This window comes from Myroides sp. C1519 (assembly GCF_038039755.1).
Lineage (GTDB): Bacteria > Bacteroidota > Bacteroidia > Flavobacteriales > Flavobacteriaceae > Flavobacterium > Flavobacterium phaeum_A.
This window is the reverse complement of sequence record NZ_JBBPHM010000001.1, coordinates 1-22948: the sequence shown is the minus strand read 5'-3', so window position 1 is coordinate 22948 and position 22948 is coordinate 1. Positions and strand designations below refer to the sequence as shown.

Below are 22948 nucleotides of genomic sequence, written 5' to 3'. Positions count from 1 at the left end.
GTCTTACTTCATTGTATATCGCATAACAGTATGTACAGGTTCAAATGCTTCGCGTAAGTAAAGTTCATACGCCTGTACATTTTGTTTTAAGACCAATAATTCGATGTAATCAACTTTTTTGGTGGCAGCCCATTGTTTCACCTCAGCAATTAATTGTTGGCCTATGGATTGGTTTCTATAAGCTGGGACTACATAAATATCGGCAAAGTTTAAGTAACGGTGAGGAACAAAGCATTCGTAAGGCAGGGTTTCTTCAATAAACAAGGCAACCATACCAATTAAAATACCCTTGTCTTCAGCAAGGATAAACTCACAGTCATCGGAATCAATTGTTTCTTGTAAAAAATCAATAGCTGGCGAATCAGCTTTAAAGTAGTTTGGTTGGTACGCTTGTAAGGTTTCAAACTGTTGTTGGTATATCAACTGCAACTGAGGTATATCGGAAGACACAGCTTTTCTGATAATCATAATTTATTGTATTTATAAACGAAAATACTAAGTTATTTATAAATGTTATAAATAAAGTTTTTAAAAGTAGTAAATTTGAGATTCAAACAACAATAATATGTCCACTTTACTATATAAAAAAGCCACAATAGCAGATTGTGATTTGCTAACAGAAACGGCTATAACTGCAAAAAAACATTGGGGATATGCCGATGAGCTTATTCGACAATGGATTGATTTACTAACGATTACAGAGGAGAATTTTAAAAGAGGTAATCTTTATAAATGTTACTTAGCGGATGAATTTATAGGCTTCTTTGCCTTAGTGCCTAAAGGAGATTATATAGCATTAGAACACCTTTGGTTTTTACCTGATTTTTTAAATAAAGGCTATGGTACACAGGTTATAAAAGAAATTAAACGTATCAGCAAAGAAGAAGGTTATAAATATATTGAGGTATTTGCTGATCCCAATACGGATGGATTCTATCAAAAAGTAGGAGGAACTGCAGTAAAGAGTGTACTGACAAATGTTCCAGGACGTATGATGAGTGTTTTTCACGTTACTGTTACAGACGAACAATGGATTGATTTGCCTACGGTAGGATTAGTTGTAGTTAATAATGGTCAATTATTATTGGCTTATAGCAACAATAAGAAAGCGTGGTACTTGCCAGGAGGAAAGGTTGATCAAGGAGAAAATAAGCAAGAAGCTTTGATTAGAGAAGTTGAAGAAGAATTAGCTGTTACGCTGGATCCTTCTAAAATGACATCTCTTTTACAGGTGTCTGCACCTGCTTATGGAGAAAAGTTAAACATTATGATGCGTCAGCAATGTTTCCTTTATGACTTAGGTGAGCAGGAAATACATCCAACAAATGAAATAGGAGCCGTGAGGTATTTTAGTTATAGCGACTATAAACAAGAGCTTGTTTTAGTACCAGGCGTTTTAATGGTTTATGATTTCTTGAAGAAAGAAAGACTTTTATAAGGAAAAAGGCTATCCTGTACAGGATAGCCTTTCTTATTTCAGATACTAATTTGATTAGAATTTAAAACCAACAGAAATTTGGAATACACCATTTTTAATCTTGTCTTGTTCTCCATCAATTTTCTTATCGATACTTGTTAAACCTAAGTTGTAACGAACGTCAGCAAATACTCCAGAAGTATGCTCATACCCAAGACCGAAGTTTAAACCGAAGTCAACTTTGTTTACCATATCTTTAATATCACCTTCTTCGAATTCACCTTTAAGATCATTTAGGTCAATCCCCGCGATATTTCCAGAAATAGAAATATTATCTAATTCATGTTTAGCAGTCGTTAAGAAACCAATTTGTGGACCAAACTGAACGTTAAATCCATCAGCTACATAGTATTTACCCATAATTGGAACATTGATGTAATCAAGTTTTAATGTAGATTTTACATTAACTGATCTACCAGGTAAAAACTCTTCACTGAATTTGATTTTAGTTCCTTGTGTAGAGTAAAGTAATTCTGGTTGAATAGAGAATTTTTCATTAATAAAAACTTCAACAACTGCACCAACATTAAAACCTGTTTTGTTATTATTGTTTTCAGCATTTGAAAGATTTGCAAAGTTAACCCCTGCTTTAGCACCTATTTTTACGTCTGGTGTTTGTGCATTAGCAGTAAATCCAAAAGCGATAGCAGCTAATAATGATAAAGTAATTTTTTTCATGTTTATATAATTTTATATTTTTGGTAAAAGTAGTTAAAAATTAACAATACCAAAGCAGTTAGTTAAAAATTAACATATTAGTGTTAAGAAGTGGCAATTGAGAAACTATTTGTTGACTTAAATCAAGAGGTCGTATTTAGAACAAGGCTATCTTTGTATTATGAATTTATTTAAGATATTAAAGAAGATTAAGCCCTTTGTGGCTAATTATAAACGGTTAATTATAGGAACGTTAGTTCTTACAGCAGTCGGTTCTTTTGCGGTTCAAGTAAATGCTATTGTTCTTCGCCGTTTGGTAGATGAACTGACAAATGTAATAAATGGTTTACACGATTTGAACTACGGCTATAAGATGCTGCTGATTTGTAGTGCTATTTTAATTAGCAAGGAGATTATACTTGCGTTTATTCAATTCGGACAGAAATTCTTTGGTGAGAAATTGCGTATTTACGTATCAAGAGACATATCGCAATTGGTTGTAGATCGTATCTTGACGTATCGAATGGCATTTTATACTTCTGACGACAATGATAGCGGAAAATTACAAACTCGTATTGACCAAGGTATAAGTAGTATTACCCGATTAATACAGAATTTCTTTATTGATATATTACCTCTTTTCGCCAATGCTATTGTTGCTTTGATATTTATTTATAGTGCCAATGTTTATGTGGGACTGGTAAGTACTGCAATGATACCTTTATATTTCTATGTAAGTCAGCGACAAGCAACAAAACTAAAGGGCTATAGACGTAAAATGCGTAGTTATAGAGAGAATAAGAACAACGGAATAATCTCGTTGATTAATTCAATTACTGTTATCAAGTCTTTTGTACGTGAACCATTAGAAGCCAAAAAGCACGAAGCGATTCAGTATGATATGACAGAAAATCAATTGCAAACAAGACGTACAAGTTTTGTGTTTGATGCCGTGAAAGGATTTATAGAGCAATTCGGATTGGTAGTCATTATTCTATTAACTGCTTATTTTGTGTTGAAGGGAGAAATGACTGTTGGTGCTATTATGTTTCACGTTCTATTGTTTAATAATGTTACAGCACCTATACGTCAGTTACACCGTATTTATGACGATGTAAATGATGCAATGATTTATTCAGAAAGCTTTTTTGAAATTGTAGATGCAGAAGATGAGGTTGAATCTACCGGATCGTATATTCCCAAAGAAGTTAAAGGGAAAATAGAAATTAAAGACGTTCGCTTTGACTACCCTAATGGCACTACGGCATTGAAAGATGTATCGATGACTATTGTACCAAATGAAACTACGGCTTTAGTAGGGCTAAGTGGAGCGGGGAAGAGTACAGTCATTAATCTATTAGATAAGTTTTATGCACCTACAAAAGGACAAATATTTTTAGACGGTATTGATTTAGCAGAGTACGATACTAAAGAACTCCGTAAACACATAGGCTTGGTGCTTCAAAAGAACCACATCTTTCAAGGAAGTATTGAAGAGAATATCCGCTATGGTAATCCGCAAGCTACTTTTGAGGAAGTAGAGCAAGCGGCTAAGCAAGCGTATATACACGAGCAGATTATGGATTTACCGAAAGGATATCAAGCTGACGCACGTTTGTTATCAGGAGGACAACAACAGCGTATTGCCATTGCACGACTGTTCTTAAAGAATCCTGCTATTATCTTTTTAGATGAACCAACAGCAAGTTTGGATGCTATTGCTACTGAGCAGATAAAACTGAGTTTAGATGCTATTAAGGAAAACCGTACGGTAATTATTGTGTCACATAGTATTTCTCAGATAATAGATGCCAATAATATTATCGTAATGGAAAAAGGGCAAGTGGTTGAAAGTGGGACACACGAAGTTTTGTATGATAATAAACAAACGTATTACGATATATTCTCAGCGATGGCAAATAGCTTGAACTTAGATAAAATATCACATACGTTAAACCAAGAAGAATAAGTCTTTCCTTAACGTTAATTGTCAAAAGACCTGCATTTATTTGTAGGTCTTTTTTTGTGGTTTTAATTTATTGACCTATATCAATGTTTCTACTTAGGTGATACAAGACCTTTGGCGTATAAATTATAAAGAGATGAAAACATTAGAAAATACACTTAACCAGTTTGGTTGGGATAGTCAAGAAAGGGTTGAAAATGCATTGAGCTTTTTAAAAAGTGGCAAGGGAATATTGTTGTTAGACGATCAAGATAGGGAGAATGAAGGGGATATTATTTTTTCTGCTCACTTGATGTCAGAGCAAGATATGGCTCTGTTAATACGCTATTGCAGTGGGGTTATTTGCTTATGTCTAACCAATGAAAAGGCAGATGAGTTAGCCTTGCCTTATATGGTAGAGGAAAACAGTAGTCGTTTTCAAACTCCGTTTACAATTACAATTGAAGCAGCTAAGGGAGTTACAACAGGACTATCTGCTGCTGATCGATTGACAACGGTTCGCGCTGCGAGTAACAAAGAGGCCGTTATAGCTGATTTAGCGCGTCCTGGACACATATTTCCTCTTCGAGCTAAGAATGGTGGCGTACTTGAGAGAAACGGGCATACAGAAGGTGCAATTGATTTAATGAAATTGGCAGGATTACCTCCACAGGCAGTTTTGTGCGAATTGATGAATGACGATGGAACTATGGCGCGTTTAGCTGAGGTAGTTGATTTTGCCAAGGAGCATAAGATGACTGTACTTAGTATAGCCGATTTGGTTTATTACCGTACTTTTGTAATTGACAAATAAGCATTACATATGAAACAGTTGATTGCCTATATACAAGAGCGTATAAGCGTGTCAGAAGCGGATTTAGACCTTATTCTTTCCCGTTTTCACTACGAGAAGTTGGCAAAGGGAACGCAATTGACTTCGTCTGGACTTAGTACACAGAAGTTGTACTTTGTGTGTAAAGGATGTTTACGTATTTTCTATATCAATGAAGCAGGACAAGATGCAACTCGTTTCTTTGCTTTTGAGAACCAGTTTGCAACTGCTTTAGTTAGCTTTATCAATACCTCTCCGTCGTCTGAGTATTTACAGGCATTAGAAGAGAGTGAGGTTTTTGCAATTACACATAATGATTTTTACAATCTATTAGAAGAAGTACCTCAATGGGAGAAGTTTTATCGTCAGTACCTTGAGTTTGCTTACGTAAACAATACAAATAGACTGTTTGCAATGGTTACTATGGATGCGTATGAACGCTATAGTGAATTGTTGAAGCAAAAACCGTTGATTGTACAGCGACTGCCTAATAAGATTGTTGCTTCCTATTTGAATATTTCTCAAGAAACGTTAAGTAGAATAAAAGCGAAAGTGATAATGTCATAAGTGTTTAAGCTATCTACTACAATTGAGCATATTCAAAAGAGTATAGGTGTTTAAGACAAGATAGAAAAGAAAAAGCCACCCGTGTTGAGGTGGCTTTTATATTGTAAGATCGCTTTCGTGTGTAAGATGTATTAGAATCTGTATCTAATTGCAAGACCTAAGTCAGCACGGATACCGTCTCTGTAGCTATCGTTTAAATAAACCTCAGGACGTAAGTCAAGAGAAATTTGCAAAGGAATATCGAAGTTGTATTCAATACCAACTGTACCAGTTACAAGTCCGAATGCTCCACTGTCAGAGTGTCTTTTCCCTTTGTGAGTTTCGCTATAGTTCCAAGTTCCCACAGCAGCACCAGCACCAGCGTACCAGTTAAAACCACCTTCTATATTCCATACCCATTCATAGATACCTGTTACCTTTACAGCATCATAATGATTATGAGATCTCCAACCTAAATCTAATTCAAGACGGTTGTTTTTACTTAAGTCTCTTTGGTAAGAAATTTCTGTTCCTAATCCACTGTTTCCTCCGAAGCGCAATCCAATAGCATTTTTAGGACTGTTTTGTGCCTGAGCAGAGAATGCAAACCCTGCGATAAGGGCTGCCGAAAGCAATAATTTTTTCATTGTATTTTATTTTTTGTACGGTTTCAAATGTAGTATAAATAGAATTAGTTCGCAAAAAAAGAATTTTTGAATTCTATATTTTGTTGATTAATTGATAGATAGTTTTGTTTTTTCTCATTTTTTTATATATTTGCGGTATTATTATCAAGAATTTGACTGAATAACCTTCAGGAAAATAGCAACCTGCAACAACAAGCAAGGTGCTGCAATCGATAAGCCAGGAATGGAAAAAATGTTGTAACTGCTTCTTTATAAGCAGGGCTATTTCTACGTTTCTGGCGAATAAAACAATTTTAAACTTTTAAATTAAGTTATGTCAGAAAACAAATTTTACTCCTTAATTCCCTTTTTAGTATTTATTGCTGTGTTCTTAGGATGTGGTATTGCCTTAGGTGATTTCTACAAACTACCATCGCCTGTTGCTATTTGTATTGGTATTGTAACAGCATTTATCCTTTTTTATAAAACTCCTTTACAAGACAAAGTTGTTTCTTTAGTAGAAGGTTGTGGTGATAGTAAGATTATCACAATGTGTTTGATCTATTTGTTAGCTGGTGCGTTTGCTACAGTAACGAAAGCTATCGGAGGAGTAGATATGATGGTAAACATAGGGTTGAGTTTTATACCTGTTGCTTATCTTGGTGTTGGAATCTTCATTATAGCAAGTTTCTTGTCTTTGTCTATTGGTACGTCTGTGGGAACTATTGTTGCCTTAGGACCAATTGTTATTGGTTTAGCTGAGAAAACAGGGAGCTCAATGGGACTATTATGTGGTTCGTTGTTAGGAGGAGCTATGTTTGGAGATAATTTGTCTATTATTTCTGATACGACTATTACAGCTACGCAAACTTTGGGCTGTCAGATGAAAGATAAGTTTAGAGCGAACTTTAAACTGGCATTACCAGCAGCAATTTTAACGATTGGTGTTTTGTTATTTATGAAAAGTAATGACGCAGGTGTGAGTTTAGACTTAGATCCTAATCACAATTACTGGGTGGTTATTCCGTATATTCTAATTATTGTATTAGCCTTATCGGGCGTACAAGTATTCGTTGCCTTGTTTATTGGTATAGTCGTAGCGGGTATTGTAGGGTTAGTTCAAATGAATTATGACTTATTTGGCTTTGCTAATCTTATATACCAAGGGTTTTTATCAATGACAGAAATCTTTTTACTTTCTATGCTTACAGGAGGAATGGCTCGTATGGTAGAGAAAGAAGGGGGAATCCAATGGTTGTTGACTAAAATGAAGAGTAGAATGAAAACACCTAAGAGTGCTGAGTACGGTATTGCAGCATTAGTATCTGGTGTTGCAGTATGTTTAGCTAATAATACAGTGTCTATTCTTGTAGCGGGTAATCTTGCAAATGATGTTGCTAAGGAGTATAAGTTAGACAGACCACACGTAGCGTCTATCTTAGATATTTTTGCGTGTGTTGTTCAAGGTGTATTGCCGTATGGAGCACAAATCTTAATCTTATTGAGTTTTTCTAATGGTAACTTAGATTATCTTGATTTGATGAAACACGCTTACTACTTTGGTTTACTGCTTCTTGTAACGTTAGTTTATATGACTTTCTTTAGAAAACAAGCACAAACTGCGTAAAATAAAGTACAACAAAATACAAATTGTTTATATTTGCGTTTAGTTCAAAATATAAAATTGGATTTACAAATGAAATTATTAGAAGGTAAAATCGCTATTATCACAGGTGCTACAAGAGGAATCGGTAGAGGAGTAGCTATGGCATTTGCACAACACGGAGCAAGTGTTGCGTTCACTTATAGTTCATCTGCACAAGCTGCAATCGAACTTGAACAAGAATTAGCTGCTATGGGAGTTCAAGCTAAAGGATATCAATCTAATGCAGCTGAGTTTTCAGCAGCAGAACAATTGGTTGAAGAGATTTTAAAAGATTTTGGAAATATTGACATTTTAATTAATAATGCAGGTATTACAAAAGATAATTTGTTGATGAGAATGTCAGAAGCAGATTTCGACGCTGTAATCGAAGTAAATCTTAAGTCTGTATTTAATATGACTAAAGCAGTACAACGCACAATGTTGAAAAATAGAAAAGGTTCTATTATCAATATGAGTTCTGTTGTAGGTGTGAAAGGTAATGCTGGACAAGCTAACTATGCTGCTTCTAAAGCGGGTGTAATTGGTTTCTCTAAATCTATTGCATTAGAGTTAGGTTCAAGAAATATCCGTTGTAACGTAATTGCACCAGGATTTATTGAAACTGAAATGACAGGTAAATTACCAGAAGATGTTGTAAAAGGATGGAGAGATGCTATTCCTTTAAAACGTGGAGGTACTCCTGAGGATGTTGCTAATGCTTGTGTATTTTTAGCATCTGATATGTCTGCTTATATCAGTGGACAAGTTATTAATGTTGATGGAGGAATGTTGACATAAGATATCTTAGTATATCAAAACTTATATATAAAGGCTATATCTACGGGTATAGCCTTTTGTGTTTATATAAAGAAGGTATAAAAAATTAATTGTATTTTTATTCTATTGTAATACGTAAGTAAAATGAAAGAGTTTATAGAGAAGGGAAAGAGTTTAGGCAATGAGGGAATAAAGTCATTTAAGATCGTCTTCGTTTGTTTGTTGCGCTGGTTGGGAATAATGCTTGTTGGTATATTCTTGTCGCTGTGGATTATAATTTATTCGATGACCAAGATTTATATTATACGTGAGGGGTTAGAAGCTAATGGCTTCTTCGCTAATGTTGGAGCGTTCTTTAAAGATATAAACTATTCCGTGGCTCTTATCTTTATTGTACAGATATTGATGTTAATAGGTTATTTTATTATTGCAAATAAATACGCAATTCAGAAAGCTATTGCAATGTTGTGGGAAAGACAAGGAAGTGAGTATATATCGTCTTATATCGCTCAACTCTTAGGGTATTTGCAAGCTAAGCAACCTACCTTGTTTACGGATTCGCTGGATAAGCAAACCATAAAACAAGAATTGATTAATATGAATGCTACGAATGTGGTAGCAAGTAATCTTCAAAAACGTACTACTAACTATATTTTATCTAAAGCTAAGGTTGGCGGTAAGGGAAACTTACTTCAGCAATTAACAACTTTGCGTTTTAATCCTATGGCATTTTTACCTGCTTTATGGGGATTTTATGCACTTGTAGTTTTACAAATATTGTTTATCGTGTATCTAAGGGTATTTGTCTAACAGATTATAACAGAAAGGGCGAACTAATCTAATAGTTCGCCCTTTCTGTTATCTAATTACTATTGTTCCATTAACAATTTAAAGTGGTTAATCATTCGCATATAGTTGTCTATTGTAATAGACTCATTATCATTGTGAATTTGTCTTTGTTCGTATTGATTTACTTCAATTGGCATAAAACGAAATACGTTGTCAGAAACTAATTCATATTTATAAGCATCCGTACCACCAATGGTAAGATACGGTGTAATAATGGCGTTAGGATAATTCACGGCAATTGTTTTCTCTAACTTTTTGAATTGTTCGCTTGTATGTGAAGATAATTGAGAGGGTTCACGTGCAGAAACTACATTGAACTCCACATCGTATCCTTCACATATTTTCTTTACGTGATTCAAAACATCTTCAACTGTATTTCCTTGTAAAATACGGAAGTTAACTGTGATCTCTGACGAAGCAGAAAGCACATTAGGTGCATCACTTGAATGAGCCATAGTTATTGCTGTTGTCGTTCTAATCAGCGCATTTGAACCAGGGTTCTTAGAGAGTGATTTAAGTAACGCATTTCCCAGTAACCACTTGTTTGAAATGGCCATTCTCGATTTAAAATCCATAGACCCTCCAATATTGTGTAAAAAGTTTTCAATAGGCGGAATCAATGTTGCTGGCATCTGTTCTGTATTCAGTTTCTCAATAATTTCTGCTGCTAATACCAAAGATCCTTTTGCAGGAGGCATAGATGAATGACCCCCTATACCATTTACTTTTATTTCTAAAGTTAAGAATCCCTTTTCTGCAACGCCAATTAATGCAATAGCTTTGTCCACTTGTGGTAATACAGAAGTTGGACTCGTTACAAAACCTCCTTCGTCATATACTGCATCAAAGCGTATTCCTTTATTGTTGAAATACTCTGCTATTTTCACAGCACCTTGTCTACCACTTACTTCTTCATCTTGTCCGAATGCAAAGTATATATCTTGATTAGGAACATATCCTTCTGCTAATAATGTATCAGCAGCTTCCATAATCGAAATAAGCATAGACTTCATATCAAGTGTTCCTCTACCATAGATACGCCCATTTTTTATATCTCCACTAAAGGGATATCCTTCCCAACCTTCTTGGTAATTAGATAATGGGGTTGATGGTGTATTCAAATCCACAATCGCTTCATTGGGAACTGGATTGGTATCAAAATCATAGTTGTTTATCGGAACTACATCATAATGTGATAAAAACAAAAGGGGCTTTTTAGTACTATCTTTCCCTTTCCAATGAAATACTAATCCGTATGTATTTACCGTAGTTACATCCATCGATTGATAAACCTGTGGATATGCTTCTTGTAAAAAAGTTTTAAAATCGTCAAAAGGTTTGAAGTTTGTATCTTCATAATGTACAGCGCTTACTGTTGGTATCTGTATAGCTTGTGACAATCTTAGAAGGGCGATTTTATTGGTAGGGTATTTCATTGTTTCGTTATTTGCGTTTTCTTTAATTTGGAAATCAAATGTAAATGTTTTGACTATCATAATTGTAGCGATGACAAGTAATACAAGTATTCCAAATGTAATTATCTTCTTCATAATTCTGTGTCTTTTCGTATTGTATTACAATAACTAAGCCTTTTTAGAAGCAGAAGATAAAAAAAAGGGAGATTATATGTCTGTATAGGTTTAAAAATAGGAATAATTACAAAGAAAATCTCATTCCTAATTAACCTAAGTTTTTTTTAGAGATTAGTTGAGGTTATGAGTTTGATTTGATAAAAAGACTATTTAAACAAAGCATACAGTTAATAAAAATAGTAATTTAGCTTCTTAAACATTTAATACAGCAGATGAATAGATTTACAGCTATAGATTTTGAAACAGCACAAGCAGATCGCTCAAGTATATGCCAAGTTGGTCTTGTAGTTTTTGAGGATAATAAAATAGTTGATACACTTAATGTGTTAGTTCAACCGCCTCAGAATTTATACTGGTCTAAGTTTGTAGATATTCACGGAATTTCTCCTGAGGACACGCAATTTTCGCCTACATTTGATGAGGTATGGCACCAGATAGAACCTTTTGTAAAAGATCAAAATGTTGTAGCTCACAACGGATTTGCATTTGACTTTCCCGTGTTAGCAAAAACATTAGGATACTACAATTTAGCTGTGCCTGAATATAATAAGTTTTGTACGTACCGAATTTATAAAAAAGGCTTAGCTGTATTGGCTGAGCAATACGACATAAAATTAAATCACCACGATGCTTTAAGTGATGCGAATGCTTGTGGACAATTATTCAATCAATATTTGTCAGAGGGAAATATCTTTCTATAATAAACTTTTTAGTAGAGATAGGATCTCAAGTACTATTGCTATAAATTATCTCTAAGGAATGTGTTTTTAATTGCACAAAGAATGTTAACTTGTATATAATATTAAATTTAGAAATATGAATAAGCATATTACCTGGATTGGAGAAGAACATTTGTCGATAGAAAAATGTCATATTATTGAGAAAGAACAAAGCTTTCACAGTAGAGGAGAAGTTGTGGGTAACAAGAATAATCAGGTATATGGTTTGGATTATCAAATTGTAGTTGATGAACAATGGGAAACACGATTTTTCTCAATTAATAGTTATCAAGGGCATAAACATTATAGTGTAAATGCACATAAGATTAATAATCTTTGGGTTATCGATGATATAGAGCGTCCAGAATTTAATGAATGTTTGGATATTGATATAGCAACAACACCCTATACGAATACATTGCCTATTAATCGTTTGAAATTAGTAATAGGAGAGTCTAAAGAATTAAGTGTGTTATATATTAATCCTTTAGAAGAACGAATTGCTTTAGTTATGCAGCGCTATAAACGTCTTTCAGAGGATACTTATTATTATGAAAACCTGTGGAATGACTTTAAAGCTACAATAACCGTAGATGAAGATGGTATTGTTAAAGATTATTCTGATATGTATAAAGCAATTTAACTTAGTAGTATTGATGTATGAAGTCGGATCTTCTTAAAGAGCTATTTAGCAAGGCAGTTAAAGAAATACAGAGTCTTGTAACCATTTCTTATTTATTAGCTGTGGGAATAGGGATGTTGTTTAACTTTTATAAGTACAAGCAATTTGGTATTAATATCTTTGACTATGCAGGAATATTTGATTTCTTGATAGCGCCCTTTGCGGATTATAAAATCTTATTGTTTACAGTAGTTACAATTATAGCGACCTATTTGTTATATCGGTTTGATATCTATTGGCAAAGAAGGTATCCTGTTTCATATAAGCGTTATTCGTTTAATGTAGATCGTTTTGAAAGCTATAGAAAGATAAAAGGTAGTTTTTCTTTAATTATTTTTATCTTTTATTTATTTATAGCTGCTAATACTTATGGTAAGTTGACTAAGCGATTAATTGAAGAAGAAGCAACAGTTAGTCTTCGGTTTACAGATAATGAAGAGGAAGTAGGGAAGCTTATAGGGAAAACAAATGATGTGATCTTTTTATCAACTGATAAAGGAGTTAAGATAATTCCGATTACTTCTAATGTTAAAGAAATAAGACTTAAGTAGTTTTATAATGATATATAGAAAAGGCTCACTTAATAGTGAGCCTTTTCTATATTATTTGATTGTCTTTTTATTTTCTTCAATAAGCTTTAATTCTTCAGCCTCCATTGGATTAGAAGGTTCAGACGGAACAACTTCTTTTCTGTCAATTAAGTTTCCTTCCAAATCATATTTAGCACCATCGTCTTCTGTAGGCATTACAAACCTGTTCTTTTTAGATTTGTAAAAAGGAATGAAGTAAGAAATAGAATAATTAAAACCAACTCCGATTGCTCCACTATGTTTTTTGTTAAACCCAGGAATATATAGGTTTTCAAAATCTTCTGGTTGTTTTTGTGCTATTAAACCATTCAATCTTAAAGAGAACCCCATAAAAACATTATTAAAGACTCTTGTTTTAATACCAGCAACAAACTCTACCCAATGCGCAGAAAGTCCACTTTCTTTTCTGTTTATATCAACGCGTTGCGTTGGAAAATAAGGGTCTGTTGTATAGGGTTTATACCAATCTAATGTTTGAGAAAAAGAGGCAATACCATATCTAAAACCAACATACATCAAATCCTCTCTATCCATCCAGTTGATATTCAGGTTGTAGTTTGCTCCTAATCTAAGATAGTTACCATTTGTTGTAAAACCGAAGTTGTTTTCATTTCTATCCATCTTATCGTGACCAATCTCTGCAGCAGCATACCAGTTTTTAGTTAAACGGTAATCTCCTGTTATTTCAAATCCTGAATAAGTCTTGTCGTATAATGACCTTGTAGTTCTGAATAAGTCAACTCCTACACGTAAACCATATCGTTGTGGATAGAAGTGAATCTCCTTGTCAATAGAATCTCTTTGAGCTCCAAAGTCTTTCTTTGATGTTTCTTGAGCAACAGCAGAAAAAGCAAAAAGGAATAAACTACAACTAATAAAATATTTTAAAGTGCGCTTCATCTTCGTCTACTATTTCGTTTGTTTCAGTTATATATTGTTTAATCCAATTTCCAGTTGTGCTTGCTGCATCACCATTTAATTGCGGAGAAGTTCCATCTTGACTTAATGAAAATGTAGAAACATATCCACACGCTTTATTAAAATACTTTGTAGTTATTTTATACTTAAAAGTAAGCGTGTCGTATAAAGTTACAGATTCGTTATCAATTCTTTGAGTAGACTTTAGTATCCACGCAGTTTCAGCTTGATCTAAACGCAATGGTAATGATAGTTTATTTCCTGTGCTAAAAATCACATCATCTTCACGACCAGCTACAAAAGCTTCAACCCTTTCATTTCTTGGAATGTCTTGGTCGTCATAGTTATAGAACTCTACGCGGAAGCTTGGAGTTGTAGGTTCTGTCTCTGCACAGATATCATCTTTTTCACAAGCTACAAAAGCTATGCTACCAATGCATAATAGTACACCTGCTAATATTAATTTTTTCATATAGAATCTTTACACTGTCTTATATAAGTTGTCAAAAATACTAAAACTAATTCATAAGTCTCTAATAAAATAGTGGTATAGTTTGGTGTAGAAAACCTCAAAATTTATAACATAAAATTAAGTTAAACAAGCTTATTAGTATTTAATCATTCTAAATTAAGGGGTATTGAGTGATTGTTTTACTGATTATGCGTGAAAAAAGTGTTTTTGACCTTACCTTTAAGGGGCTAAAAAATAAATAAAATAATAATGTTAGAATCTATTTCCTCAGGATTGATACTGCTTGCAGCTACTCCTGTTGTACTCTTGATTGTTTTGCTTGGCTTCTTAAAAATGCCAGGAGAGAAAAGTGCTTTTATCACGTTGGTTGTCACAATTTTAATCGCCATTTTTGGTTTTGAATTATCAGTAAACGACACAGCATTGTCTGTTCTTTACGGAGTAATTAAAGCAGTTTTTCCGATACTTATCATCATTTTAATGGCTATTTATAGCTACAATGTTCAAGTACAAACAGAGAAAATAGAAGTAATAAAACAGCAGTTTTCTGCGATTTCTGAAGACAAAGCGATTCAAGTTTTGCTTTTAACATGGGGATTTGGGGGATTATTAGAAGGTATGGCAGGTTTTGGAACTGCTGTAGCTATTCCAGCAGCTATCTTAATTAGCTTAGGATTCAAACCAATGTTTTCTGCCGTTGTAAGTTTAGTAGCAAATAGTGTTCCTACAGCTTTTGGTGCAGTTGGTATTCCTGTTATTGTATTGGCGAGAGAGGTTGATATGGCAGACCAAATTACTACGATTAGTGCAAATGTAGTTTGGCAATTGGCTATTTTAATGTTCTTGATCCCATTTGTAATCTTAACATTAACGAGTAAATCAGTAAAGTCAATTCCAAGAAATATTATATTAGGTGGATTAACCGGAGCAGTAACTTTAGCTGTTCAATATTATGCAGCAGTATATATTGGTGCAGAAACTCCTGCAATTTTAGGGAGTATAGCGTCAATTTTTGTTATTATTGCATTCGGAAAAATTACAGCTAAAAAGAGTACTGAGAAAAAAGAGGTAATCAACTTCTCAGGAAAAGAAATATTCCAAGCGTGGAGTGTATATGGTCTTATCTTAATCTTAGTATTATTGACAAGTCCACTTTTCCCAATTACAGCTTGGTTGAAAGAAAATGTTACTATTTTCCAAACTGTCTTTAGCTTTGATATAGCAGGGGCGGCGAGAAAAGTAGGAATCTACTGGTTGACAGATACAGGTGTTTTAATCTTTGTGAGTTCAATAGTAGGTGGATTAATTCAAGGTAGTTCATTGTCTAAATTATTCAAGTTATTAGGTAAGACAACTTTGCAATTGAAAAAGACTGTAATTACAGTTAGCTGTTTAATCGCTTTATCTACATTGATGGATTTCTCAGGAATGATCTCTGTATTAGGGTTGGCGTTAGCAGCGGGTACAGGAGCGTTTTATCCTTTCTTCGCACCAGCAATTGGGGCATTAGGAACGTTCTTAACAGGTAGTGATACCTCTTCAAACATCTTATTTGGTAAGTTACAAGCAACTGTTGCCGATCAAATCGGGGCAGATAAAGGTTGGTTAGCAGCAGCTAATACAGCAGGTGCAACGGGTGGTAAGATTATTTCTCCACAAAGTATTGCAGTCGCTACAACAGCTTGTAATCAACAAGGTCAAGAAGGTGTTATTTTAAAAAGAGCAATTGTTTTCGCGTTAGTATATATTATTATCGCAGGAATCGTTGTTTATATTGGTAGTTAAAATATATAAAAACAAATATATGAGAGTTGGATTATTTATTCCTTGCTACGTGAATGCGGCATATCCGGAAGTAGGTGTAGCAAGTTATAAGCTATTAACACATTTTGGTGTAGAGGTTGATTATCCTGTAGATCAAACATGTTGTGGGCAGCCTATGGCTAATGCAGGTTTTGAAGATAAAGCATTACCATTGGCAAATCAATTTAATAAATTATTTGATCAATATGATTATATAGTTGCTCCTTCAGGAAGTTGCGTTGGGTTCGTAAAAGATTCTTACCCGCGTATTATGGAGAAAGAAGGATGTACAAGTAAGGTTAGCGGTAAAGTATATGATATGTGTGAGTTTTTACACGACATTTTAAAAGTTGAAGCACTTCCAGGTGTTTTCCCACATAAAGTGAGCTTACATAATAGTTGCCACGGTTTAAGAGAGCTTAAATTAGGGTCGGCAAGTGAGCTAAATATTAAACCTTACTCTAAAGTAAAAGATTTATTAAGATTAGTAAAAGGTGTTGAAGTTGTAGAACCAGAAAGAGTAGATGAGTGTTGTGGTTTTGGTGGAATGTTTTCTATCGAAGAGCCTGCTGTATCTATTAGAATGGGGAATGATAAGGTTTCTTGTCATACTGCAACTGGTGCTGAATATATTACAGGACCAGACAGTTCTTGTTTGATGCATATGGGGGGAATTGTAGACAAAAAAGGTCTGCCAATTAAAACCATTCACGTAGTAGAAATATTCGCAGCTGGATTATAAGATTATGGGTAGTACAAAACATTCACAGAATGCTGGCGTTTTTCAGCAGGATTCAGAAAAGGCTGCTTGGCATAATAATGCTTTGTGGTTTGTAAGAGAAAAAAGAGACCGTATGTCTAAGACAATTCCTGAATGGGAAGAACTTAGAGCTATGGGAGAAAAAATAAAGTTACATAGTGTTAGTAATTTAGATGTTTATTTGGAAGAGTTTTCAACTAACGCTGAAGCTAACGGAGTAATTGTACACTGGGCTAAAGATGCTGAAGAGCACAATGCTATTGTGCATTCAATTCTTGAAAAGCACAATGCTAAGAAAATGGTGAAAAGTAAGTCTATGCTTACTGAAGAGTGTGAGCTTAACCATTACTTAGAGGCTAAGGGAATTGATGTTGTTGAAAGTGACTTAGGAGAGCGTATTTTACAGTTAAATGGTACTGCGCCTTCACATATCGTACTTCCTGCTATTCACATGAAAAGAGAGGAAGTAGGGGAATTATTCAGTGAGAAATTAAACACTGAAAAAGGAAATAGTGATCCTACGTACTTAACTCGTGCTGCAAGAGCGTCATTGAGAAATGATTTCTTAACTGCTGATGTTGCAATGACTGGAGTTAACTTCGGTGTAGCTTCTACAGGAGAGGTTGTTGTATGTACTAATGAAGGGAATGCCGATATGGGTACTTCATTAGCTAAGGTGCACATCGCTTCTATGGGACTTGAAAAAGTTATCCCTAACAGAGAGTGTTTAGCGGTATTTACACGTTTATTAGCGCGTTCTGCTACAGGACAACCTACAACAACGTATACGTCTCATTTCCAAAAACCAATTGAGGGTGCAGAATTTCACATCATCATTGTAGATAATGGGCGTAGTGATATTCTTACAAATGAAGATCACATCAAATCATTAAACTGTATCCGTTGTGGTGCGTGTATGAACACGTGTCCGGTTTACAGACGTAGTGGTGGATATTCATATACTTACTTTATTCCTGGACCTATTGGTATTAACTTAGGAATGCTTAAAGATCCTGTGAAACACAGTGAAAACCTTTCTGCTTGTTCGCTTTGTTATTCTTGTAATAACGTATGTCCAGTGCGTATTGACTTGGCAGATCAAATTTATAAATGGCGTCAAGATTTAGATTCTTTAGGAAAAGCAAATGCTTCTAAGAAACTTATTTCTTCTGGTATGCAGTTTTTATTTACACATCCAGCGTTGTTTAGAACAAGTTTGAAATTCTCTTCATTAGCAAAATATGCGCCTCGTTCGTTGACTTTTGGATTGAAAGAATGGGAAGATGGTCGTTCGTTACCTCCTTTTGCAAAAGAGTCTTTTACAGAAATGTGGAAGAAAGGTAAGGTTCAAAAAAAATAGTAGAGTTATGAGTAGCAAAAATTACATATTAGAAAAGATAACAAGAAACATACAGAAAAGACATGATAGACCGGTTGTGAAATTGGATGCTATCACTTTTGATAACTTGTTGACACAGTTTGTGGAGATTTCTCAAGCTGTTGGTGGACACGCTGTAGTTTTAGAAGAAGGACAAGATATCAATGCTGTTATTCGTGACTTATATCCGGATGCAAAGGAGATTTCTTCTGCTTTAAAGGATATTACATTGAGTACTTTAGATCCTAATTCGGTTGCAGAAGTGGCTGATTTAAAGGATGTAGACTTAGCAATAATCGAAGGAGAGTTGGGTGTAGCTGAGAATGGTTGTATCTGGATTCCTCAAGAGATTAAGCACAAAGCATTGTATTTTATCACACAATACTTAGTTATCGTTTTAGATAAGAATAAGATTGTCAATAATATGCACGAGGCTTATGCTAAGATTGGAACAAATGATAAAGGGTTTGGAGTGTTTATTTCAGGACCTTCTAAAACAGCTGATATTGAACAAGCTTTAGTAGTGGGAGCCCACGGACCTAAAGGATTAACAGTTATTTTAAAATAATTAAGAAAAGTTTAATATTGCTTAGAATATAAAGAAAAAGAGACGTATAATTGCGTCTCTTTTTTTATACCTAAAAACCAAGCAATATGAGATACCTATCTATCTTATTTATTAGTGCATTATTATGCAGTTGTTCTACTGCTGTTAGAACAAAAGTGTCTGGAACGAACCACAATCCGTTGGCAGATTCTACCAAAGTTTACATCGTAGAGAATGTTCGCCAATTGCCAGAAGCGACAGAATTGGTGGGAACAGTCAAAATTGGCGATTCTGGATTTACAACTCGTTGTGATTATGAAACTGTGATAACAGATTTTGAGAATGCAGCGCGTAAAGTAGGGGCCAATATTATAATGGTAACAGAGGTGAAGACACCTACTTCAATGGGGAGTACTTGTTATAGAATACAAGGAAAAGCTTTTCGTAATTTGAATACAGAACACTTAAAAGATCTGCGTTTCAGTGATTCTAATGTGTATGCTAAGAAAATAGAAGGAGATCCAGATTATGCGATTGTTCACTTTTACAGACCAACAGGTGGTCCAGGTCATTTGTTAGGATACAAAGTAAAAGATGAAAAAAGTCAAAATATTGGAAGAATGCGTACAGGTGAAACTTTTAGTTACAAAACAACAACGTACGGTGATAGAATATTTAAAGGTAGTTTAGAAACAACAGAAGAAGTAAAGCTTACTTTAGAAAAAGGTCACGAGTACTATGTTAAGTGTAGTGTAGGTTTTGGAATTATGTTAGGACGCCCTATTATCAAGCAGATGCGTGTTGATATTGGTAAAGAAGAATTTAAAATCTTGTATCAAAAACAGAAAAGTAAATAGCGAATTAAACGCAATAAAAAAGCCCTTGTATTTAATACAGGGGCTTTCTTTTAGAATATTATTTTAATTCAAGTAATACTACGTTTTCAACGTGGTGTGTCTGTGGGAACATATCCACCGGTCTTACTTTAATTACTTTGTATTTTTCATCCATTAAAGCTAAGTCACGTGCTTGTGTTGCAGAGTTACAACTTACGTAAACTACGCGTTTAGGAGCAATCTTTAAGATCATTTCTACTACATCTTTGTGCATTCCATCACGAGGAGGGTCAGTGATAATTACATCAGGATGCCCGTGTGTACCGATAAACTCATCGTTAAATACATTCTTCATATCTCCTACAAAGAAATCACAGTTTGTAATATTATTGCGCTCAGCGTTTAATTTAGCATCCTCAATAGCTTCAGGAACTGCCTCAACACCGATTACTTTTTTAGCTGCTTTAGAAACGAACTGAGCAATAGTTCCTGTACCTGTATAAAGGTCATATACTAACTCATTTCCTGTTAACCCAGCGTAATCTCTTGTAATTTTGTATAATTCGTAAGCTTGAGCAGAGTTTGTTTGGTAGAACGATTTAGCATTGATACTAAATTTAAGTCCTTCCATCTCTTCTAAGATATAATCACGTCCTTTGTATAATATTACATCTTGATCGTAGATTGTATCGTTTGCTTTTCCGTTTACAACATATTGTAATGAAGTAATCATTGGGAAACGCTCAGCTAAGAAGTTAAGTAATAACTCTCTCTTTTCTTGATCTTCGTGGAAGAATTGGATTAATACCATTACTTCTCCAGTAGATGCAGTACGAATCATTAATGTACGCAATAAACCTTCTTGTTCACGAGGATTAAAGAATGAAAGCCCATTCTCATTAGCAAATCTTCTGATTTCGTTACGAATTTCGTTAGAAGGGTCTTCTTGTAAATGACATTTCTTGATATCTAAGATTTTATCCCACATTTTAGGGATATGGAATCCAAGAGCATTTTCTTTACCCATTTCTTCTCCACTTGCTACTTCTTCTGGTGTTAACCAACGAGCATTAGAGAAAGAGAACTCCATTTTATTTCTGTAAAATAAAGTTTCTTCAGAACCTAAAATAGGCTCGAATTCAGGTAATTCAATTTTACCAATACGCTTCAAGTTGTTAAAAACCTCTTGGTTTTTGTAAAACAACTGTTGGCTGTATTTCATATTTTGCCATTTACATCCACCACAAGCTCCGAAGTGCTCACAAACGGCGTCAATTCTGTGTTCAGAAAATTTATGGATCTTGATAGCACGACCTTCATAATACGCTTTGCGTTTTTTTACAGTCTGCACATCTACCACATCTCCCGGAACTACGTTAGGAATAAATATTACTTTCCCATCTGGAGCTTTAGCTACCGAAACGCCTTTTGCACCTGCATCAAGGACTTCTACGTTTTCGAATACGATTCTTTCTGTTCTTTTTCTTGTCATGCCGCAAAAATAAACTTAATTTCAATTTGAAAATCATTTTTATTTGAATTTTGCTAATTAGGAAACATTCTAAAGAAGGAGAAGGTTTGTTGGCTCATTTATGTTTCAAATAGCAGGAATTAAAAAGTAGTTTAATTCTTTTAAGGCGCTGTATCAATTAGAATATATACTATTTTAGTACTTCGTAAAAAAACACACCACTATGTCTTTAAAAAAGATTGTATTAGCCTTTTTTGTACTCTTTGGTACTATGTCTTCTGCTCAAACAATTCGCTTGCCTTATACGGACGAATCGGGTTGGATGTTGGTTAATTTGACCGTAAATGATAAAGAGATGACTTTTCTGTTTGACACCGGTTGGGATGGTTTATCTATTCGCGGTAGTTTGTTAGATGGATATAAAAAAGCGGGGAGTATTGCTGCTGTTGATGCGAATAACGTATTACAAGATGTGGCTAAAATGCGTGTGGATAGTTTAAAGGTTGGCAATTATGTTTTTCACAATTTACCTTTTACTGATTTAGAACAATTTCCAATGGTGAAAGACCCCATTTTTGATTGTTATAAGATTGATGGTATTTTGGGAAATGTGATTTATAAAGATAAGGTATTGGAAATAGACCCCATCAAGAAAGAAATTATCTTGGAGGACTTTTCAAGGGCTTTAGAGTTGCGTATATTGAGTGATGACTTTATTCACGTAGCAAGTTTAAACGATCAAAATCCTACGCGTATAGTTATCCCTATGGCTGTCGGAGGTATGTACCGTCCTTTTTTAGTGGATACGGGAGATAATGGATATTTATCCGTATCACGAGATAGGGATATGGTGAAATACATTGAAACGTTAGCTGTCAAAAGTTTTCTAAGCTATGGAAGTGTAGGTGCATTTGGGTTGAATAAGGGCTTAGCAAAGACACAGATTAGTGTAAATGGTAGGATCCAGCTTGCTGATCGTATACTTAACGAACAGGAATTAGCTTTTAGCCCTTCAGAAGGTATATATCAAATAGGAGTGGAGTTCATAAAACAGTTTCATATGATTTATATGGCCGATTTACAACTATTATTTTTAAAACAAGTTAGAAGATACGAGGGAGAATCTAATTTGAATAAGTTTGGTTACGGAATTGCTTATCAAGAAGGGAAGTATATTATAGCGGCTATCAGTGAGAATGAAAAGGTATTGAAGATTGGTGATGAAGTTATAACAATTGATGGTGTAGCAATAAGTGAGATATGTGGTTATAGAAAGTATTTTCAGATAGCAAAAGATACTCCTAAGTTAGGACTGAAAAGAGGGAAAAAAGAATTTGAATATTGATATAAAATAATGTAAAACTATTTAAAGCTCAGAATTGATTAATATGATTAATTCTGGGCTTTTTTTATATTTTACAGCAATACAGATATTGGCTAAATATTAAAGGAGTCTTCTTTTAAACATCCTTCGGAAAAAGTCGTGCATTGTTCGGAAAACGAGCCTCTTTTACGAAGGACTCCCGAACAAGTCTCGAATCGTTTCCGAACAAGGTGCGTTTGAAATAGCGATATATTTTATGTGAAGTAGTACAGAAAGCATTATCAATATACAATAGAATGGCTTTCTATATAAAGAAAGTTATTTTCAATTGAAAAAGAAATAGACTGATTCTCTTCAATTAATAACATAACAAATATAAACAAAAAAAGCGACTAATAATAGTCGCTTTTGTAGTGGGGAGAGCAGGATTCGAACCTGCGAAGGTTTCCCAACGGATTTACAGTCCGTCCTCGTTGGCCGCTTGAGTATCTCCCCTCCGGTA

Annotated in this window: 23 protein-coding genes, 1 tRNA gene and 1 riboswitch; of the genes, 16 read left to right on the top strand and 8 right to left on the bottom strand. The window is 34.4% G+C overall.

Going from position 1 to position 22948, the window contains the following annotated elements; genetic code table 11:
• Window positions 1–3 precede the first annotated feature (3 nt).
• The gene (locus tag AABL81_RS00120; protein WP_341340027.1) at window positions 4–468 is read right to left on the bottom strand and encodes a GNAT family N-acetyltransferase; all 465 of its coding nucleotides are present in this window, start codon (window positions 466–468) and stop codon (window positions 4–6) included.
• A 97-nt stretch (window positions 469–565) separates the two neighbouring features.
• Here AABL81_RS00120 and AABL81_RS00115 point away from each other — a divergent pair, with 97 nt between their 5' ends.
• Complete coding sequence (locus AABL81_RS00115; RefSeq protein WP_158210814.1) at window positions 566–1438, top strand: bifunctional GNAT family N-acetyltransferase/NUDIX hydrolase; 873 nt, start codon at window positions 566–568, stop codon at window positions 1436–1438.
• A 54-nt stretch (window positions 1439–1492) separates the two neighbouring features.
• Here the strand turns inward: AABL81_RS00115 and AABL81_RS00110 are convergent, their stop codons facing one another.
• Window positions 1493–2155, bottom strand: a complete 663-nt coding sequence (locus tag AABL81_RS00110; RefSeq protein ID WP_341340026.1) for a porin family protein — start codon at window positions 2153–2155, stop codon at window positions 1493–1495.
• 160 nt (window positions 2156–2315) lie between these two features.
• Between AABL81_RS00110 and AABL81_RS00105 the strand changes: the two genes are divergently transcribed.
• The 3 genes from AABL81_RS00105 (at window position 2316) to AABL81_RS00095 (ending at window position 5478) form a co-directional block, all read left to right on the top strand.
• Complete coding sequence (locus AABL81_RS00105; protein WP_341340025.1) at window positions 2316–4103, top strand: ABC transporter ATP-binding protein; 1788 nt, start codon at window positions 2316–2318, stop codon at window positions 4101–4103.
• 133 nt (window positions 4104–4236) lie between these two features.
• Window positions 4237–4893, top strand: a complete 657-nt coding sequence (gene ribB, locus AABL81_RS00100; protein WP_090406687.1) for a 3,4-dihydroxy-2-butanone-4-phosphate synthase — start codon at window positions 4237–4239, stop codon at window positions 4891–4893.
• Window positions 4894–4902: 9 nt separating this feature from the next.
• Window positions 4903–5478 carry a Crp/Fnr family transcriptional regulator gene (locus tag AABL81_RS00095; protein ID WP_341340024.1) on the top strand — a complete coding sequence of 192 codons (576 nt, stop codon included), beginning with the start codon at window positions 4903–4905 and terminating at the stop codon, window positions 5476–5478.
• Between the two features lie 131 nt (window positions 5479–5609).
• Here the strand turns inward: AABL81_RS00095 and AABL81_RS00090 are convergent, their stop codons facing one another.
• Window positions 5610–6104: a hypothetical protein gene (locus AABL81_RS00090; protein ID WP_090406693.1), complete on the bottom strand. Its 495-nt coding sequence runs from the start codon at window positions 6102–6104 to the stop codon at window positions 5610–5612.
• Between the two features lie 136 nt (window positions 6105–6240).
• A riboswitch (SAM-I-IV-variant riboswitch) is annotated at window positions 6241–6347 on the top strand.
• 70 nt (window positions 6348–6417) lie between these two features.
• On the opposite strand from AABL81_RS00090, the gene AABL81_RS00085 reads away from it, so the two are divergent.
• The 3 genes from AABL81_RS00085 (at window position 6418) to AABL81_RS00075 (ending at window position 9315) form a co-directional block, all read left to right on the top strand.
• A complete protein-coding gene (locus AABL81_RS00085; RefSeq protein ID WP_158210820.1) occupies window positions 6418–7710 on the top strand; it encodes a Na+/H+ antiporter NhaC family protein in 1293 nt (430 codons plus the stop codon).
• 69 nt (window positions 7711–7779) lie between these two features.
• The gene (fabG, locus tag AABL81_RS00080; protein WP_158210821.1) at window positions 7780–8526 is read left to right on the top strand and encodes a 3-oxoacyl-[acyl-carrier-protein] reductase; all 747 of its coding nucleotides are present in this window, start codon (window positions 7780–7782) and stop codon (window positions 8524–8526) included.
• Between the two features lie 123 nt (window positions 8527–8649).
• Window positions 8650–9315, top strand: coding sequence for a hypothetical protein (locus tag AABL81_RS00075; protein ID WP_341340023.1), 666 nt, complete (start codon window positions 8650–8652; stop codon window positions 9313–9315).
• A 59-nt stretch (window positions 9316–9374) separates the two neighbouring features.
• Here AABL81_RS00075 and AABL81_RS00070 read toward each other — a convergent pair whose 3' ends face one another.
• Window positions 9375–10904 carry a M20/M25/M40 family metallo-hydrolase gene (locus tag AABL81_RS00070; RefSeq protein WP_341340022.1) on the bottom strand — a complete coding sequence of 510 codons (1530 nt, stop codon included), beginning with the start codon at window positions 10902–10904 and terminating at the stop codon, window positions 9375–9377.
• A 254-nt stretch (window positions 10905–11158) separates the two neighbouring features.
• Between AABL81_RS00070 and AABL81_RS00065 the strand changes: the two genes are divergently transcribed.
• The 3 genes from AABL81_RS00065 (at window position 11159) to AABL81_RS00055 (ending at window position 12898) form a co-directional block, all read left to right on the top strand.
• Entirely contained in the window at window positions 11159–11647 is a 489-nt protein-coding gene (locus tag AABL81_RS00065) for a 3'-5' exonuclease (RefSeq protein WP_158210824.1), read from the top strand.
• Window positions 11648–11762: 115 nt separating this feature from the next.
• Window positions 11763–12308, top strand: a complete 546-nt coding sequence (locus AABL81_RS00060) for a putative glycolipid-binding domain-containing protein (protein ID WP_341340021.1) — start codon at window positions 11763–11765, stop codon at window positions 12306–12308.
• A gap of 17 nt (window positions 12309–12325) precedes the next feature.
• On the top strand, window positions 12326–12898 hold the full coding sequence (locus tag AABL81_RS00055; RefSeq protein WP_199269098.1) for a hypothetical protein: 573 nt from the start codon (window positions 12326–12328) through the stop codon (window positions 12896–12898).
• Window positions 12899–12949: 51 nt separating this feature from the next.
• Here AABL81_RS00055 and AABL81_RS00050 read toward each other — a convergent pair whose 3' ends face one another.
• Window positions 12950–13837 (bottom strand): DUF6048 family protein, encoded by an 888-nt coding sequence (locus AABL81_RS00050; RefSeq protein WP_233269270.1) that lies wholly within the window; start codon window positions 13835–13837, stop codon window positions 12950–12952.
• Entirely contained in the window at window positions 13809–14327 is a 519-nt protein-coding gene (locus AABL81_RS00045; RefSeq protein WP_158210826.1) for a DUF6452 family protein, read from the bottom strand. The genes AABL81_RS00050 and AABL81_RS00045 overlap by 29 nt, the downstream gene beginning before the upstream one ends.
• A 249-nt stretch (window positions 14328–14576) precedes the next feature.
• On the opposite strand from AABL81_RS00045, the gene AABL81_RS00040 reads away from it, so the two are divergent.
• The 5 genes from AABL81_RS00040 to AABL81_RS00020 all read left to right on the top strand — a co-directional run bounded on the left by AABL81_RS00040 (window position 14577) and on the right by AABL81_RS00020 (window position 19672).
• The gene (locus tag AABL81_RS00040; protein WP_158210827.1) at window positions 14577–16112 is read left to right on the top strand and encodes an L-lactate permease; all 1536 of its coding nucleotides are present in this window, start codon (window positions 14577–14579) and stop codon (window positions 16110–16112) included.
• Between the two features lie 19 nt (window positions 16113–16131).
• Entirely contained in the window at window positions 16132–16872 is a 741-nt protein-coding gene (locus AABL81_RS00035; protein ID WP_090406720.1) for a (Fe-S)-binding protein, read from the top strand.
• Window positions 16873–16876: 4 nt separating this feature from the next.
• Window positions 16877–18250, top strand: coding sequence for a lactate utilization protein B (locus AABL81_RS00030; RefSeq protein WP_341340020.1), 1374 nt, complete (start codon window positions 16877–16879; stop codon window positions 18248–18250).
• 7 nt (window positions 18251–18257) lie between these two features.
• The gene (locus tag AABL81_RS00025; RefSeq protein ID WP_341340019.1) at window positions 18258–18836 is read left to right on the top strand and encodes a LutC/YkgG family protein; all 579 of its coding nucleotides are present in this window, start codon (window positions 18258–18260) and stop codon (window positions 18834–18836) included.
• An 86-nt stretch (window positions 18837–18922) separates the two neighbouring features.
• Window positions 18923–19672, top strand: coding sequence for a hypothetical protein (locus AABL81_RS00020; protein WP_158210830.1), 750 nt, complete (start codon window positions 18923–18925; stop codon window positions 19670–19672).
• 58 nt (window positions 19673–19730) lie between these two features.
• Here the strand turns inward: AABL81_RS00020 and rlmD are convergent, their stop codons facing one another.
• Complete coding sequence (rlmD, locus tag AABL81_RS00015; RefSeq protein ID WP_341340018.1) at window positions 19731–21143, bottom strand: 23S rRNA (uracil(1939)-C(5))-methyltransferase RlmD; 1413 nt, start codon at window positions 21141–21143, stop codon at window positions 19731–19733.
• A 202-nt stretch (window positions 21144–21345) separates the two neighbouring features.
• Between rlmD and AABL81_RS00010 the strand changes: the two genes are divergently transcribed.
• The gene (locus tag AABL81_RS00010; protein WP_341340017.1) at window positions 21346–22467 is read left to right on the top strand and encodes a retropepsin-like aspartic protease; all 1122 of its coding nucleotides are present in this window, start codon (window positions 21346–21348) and stop codon (window positions 22465–22467) included.
• A gap of 393 nt (window positions 22468–22860) precedes the next feature.
• On the opposite strand, the gene AABL81_RS00005 is transcribed toward AABL81_RS00010, so the two are convergent.
• Window positions 22861–22941, bottom strand: a tRNA-Tyr gene (locus AABL81_RS00005).
• Window positions 22942–22948: the final 7 nt, after the last annotated feature.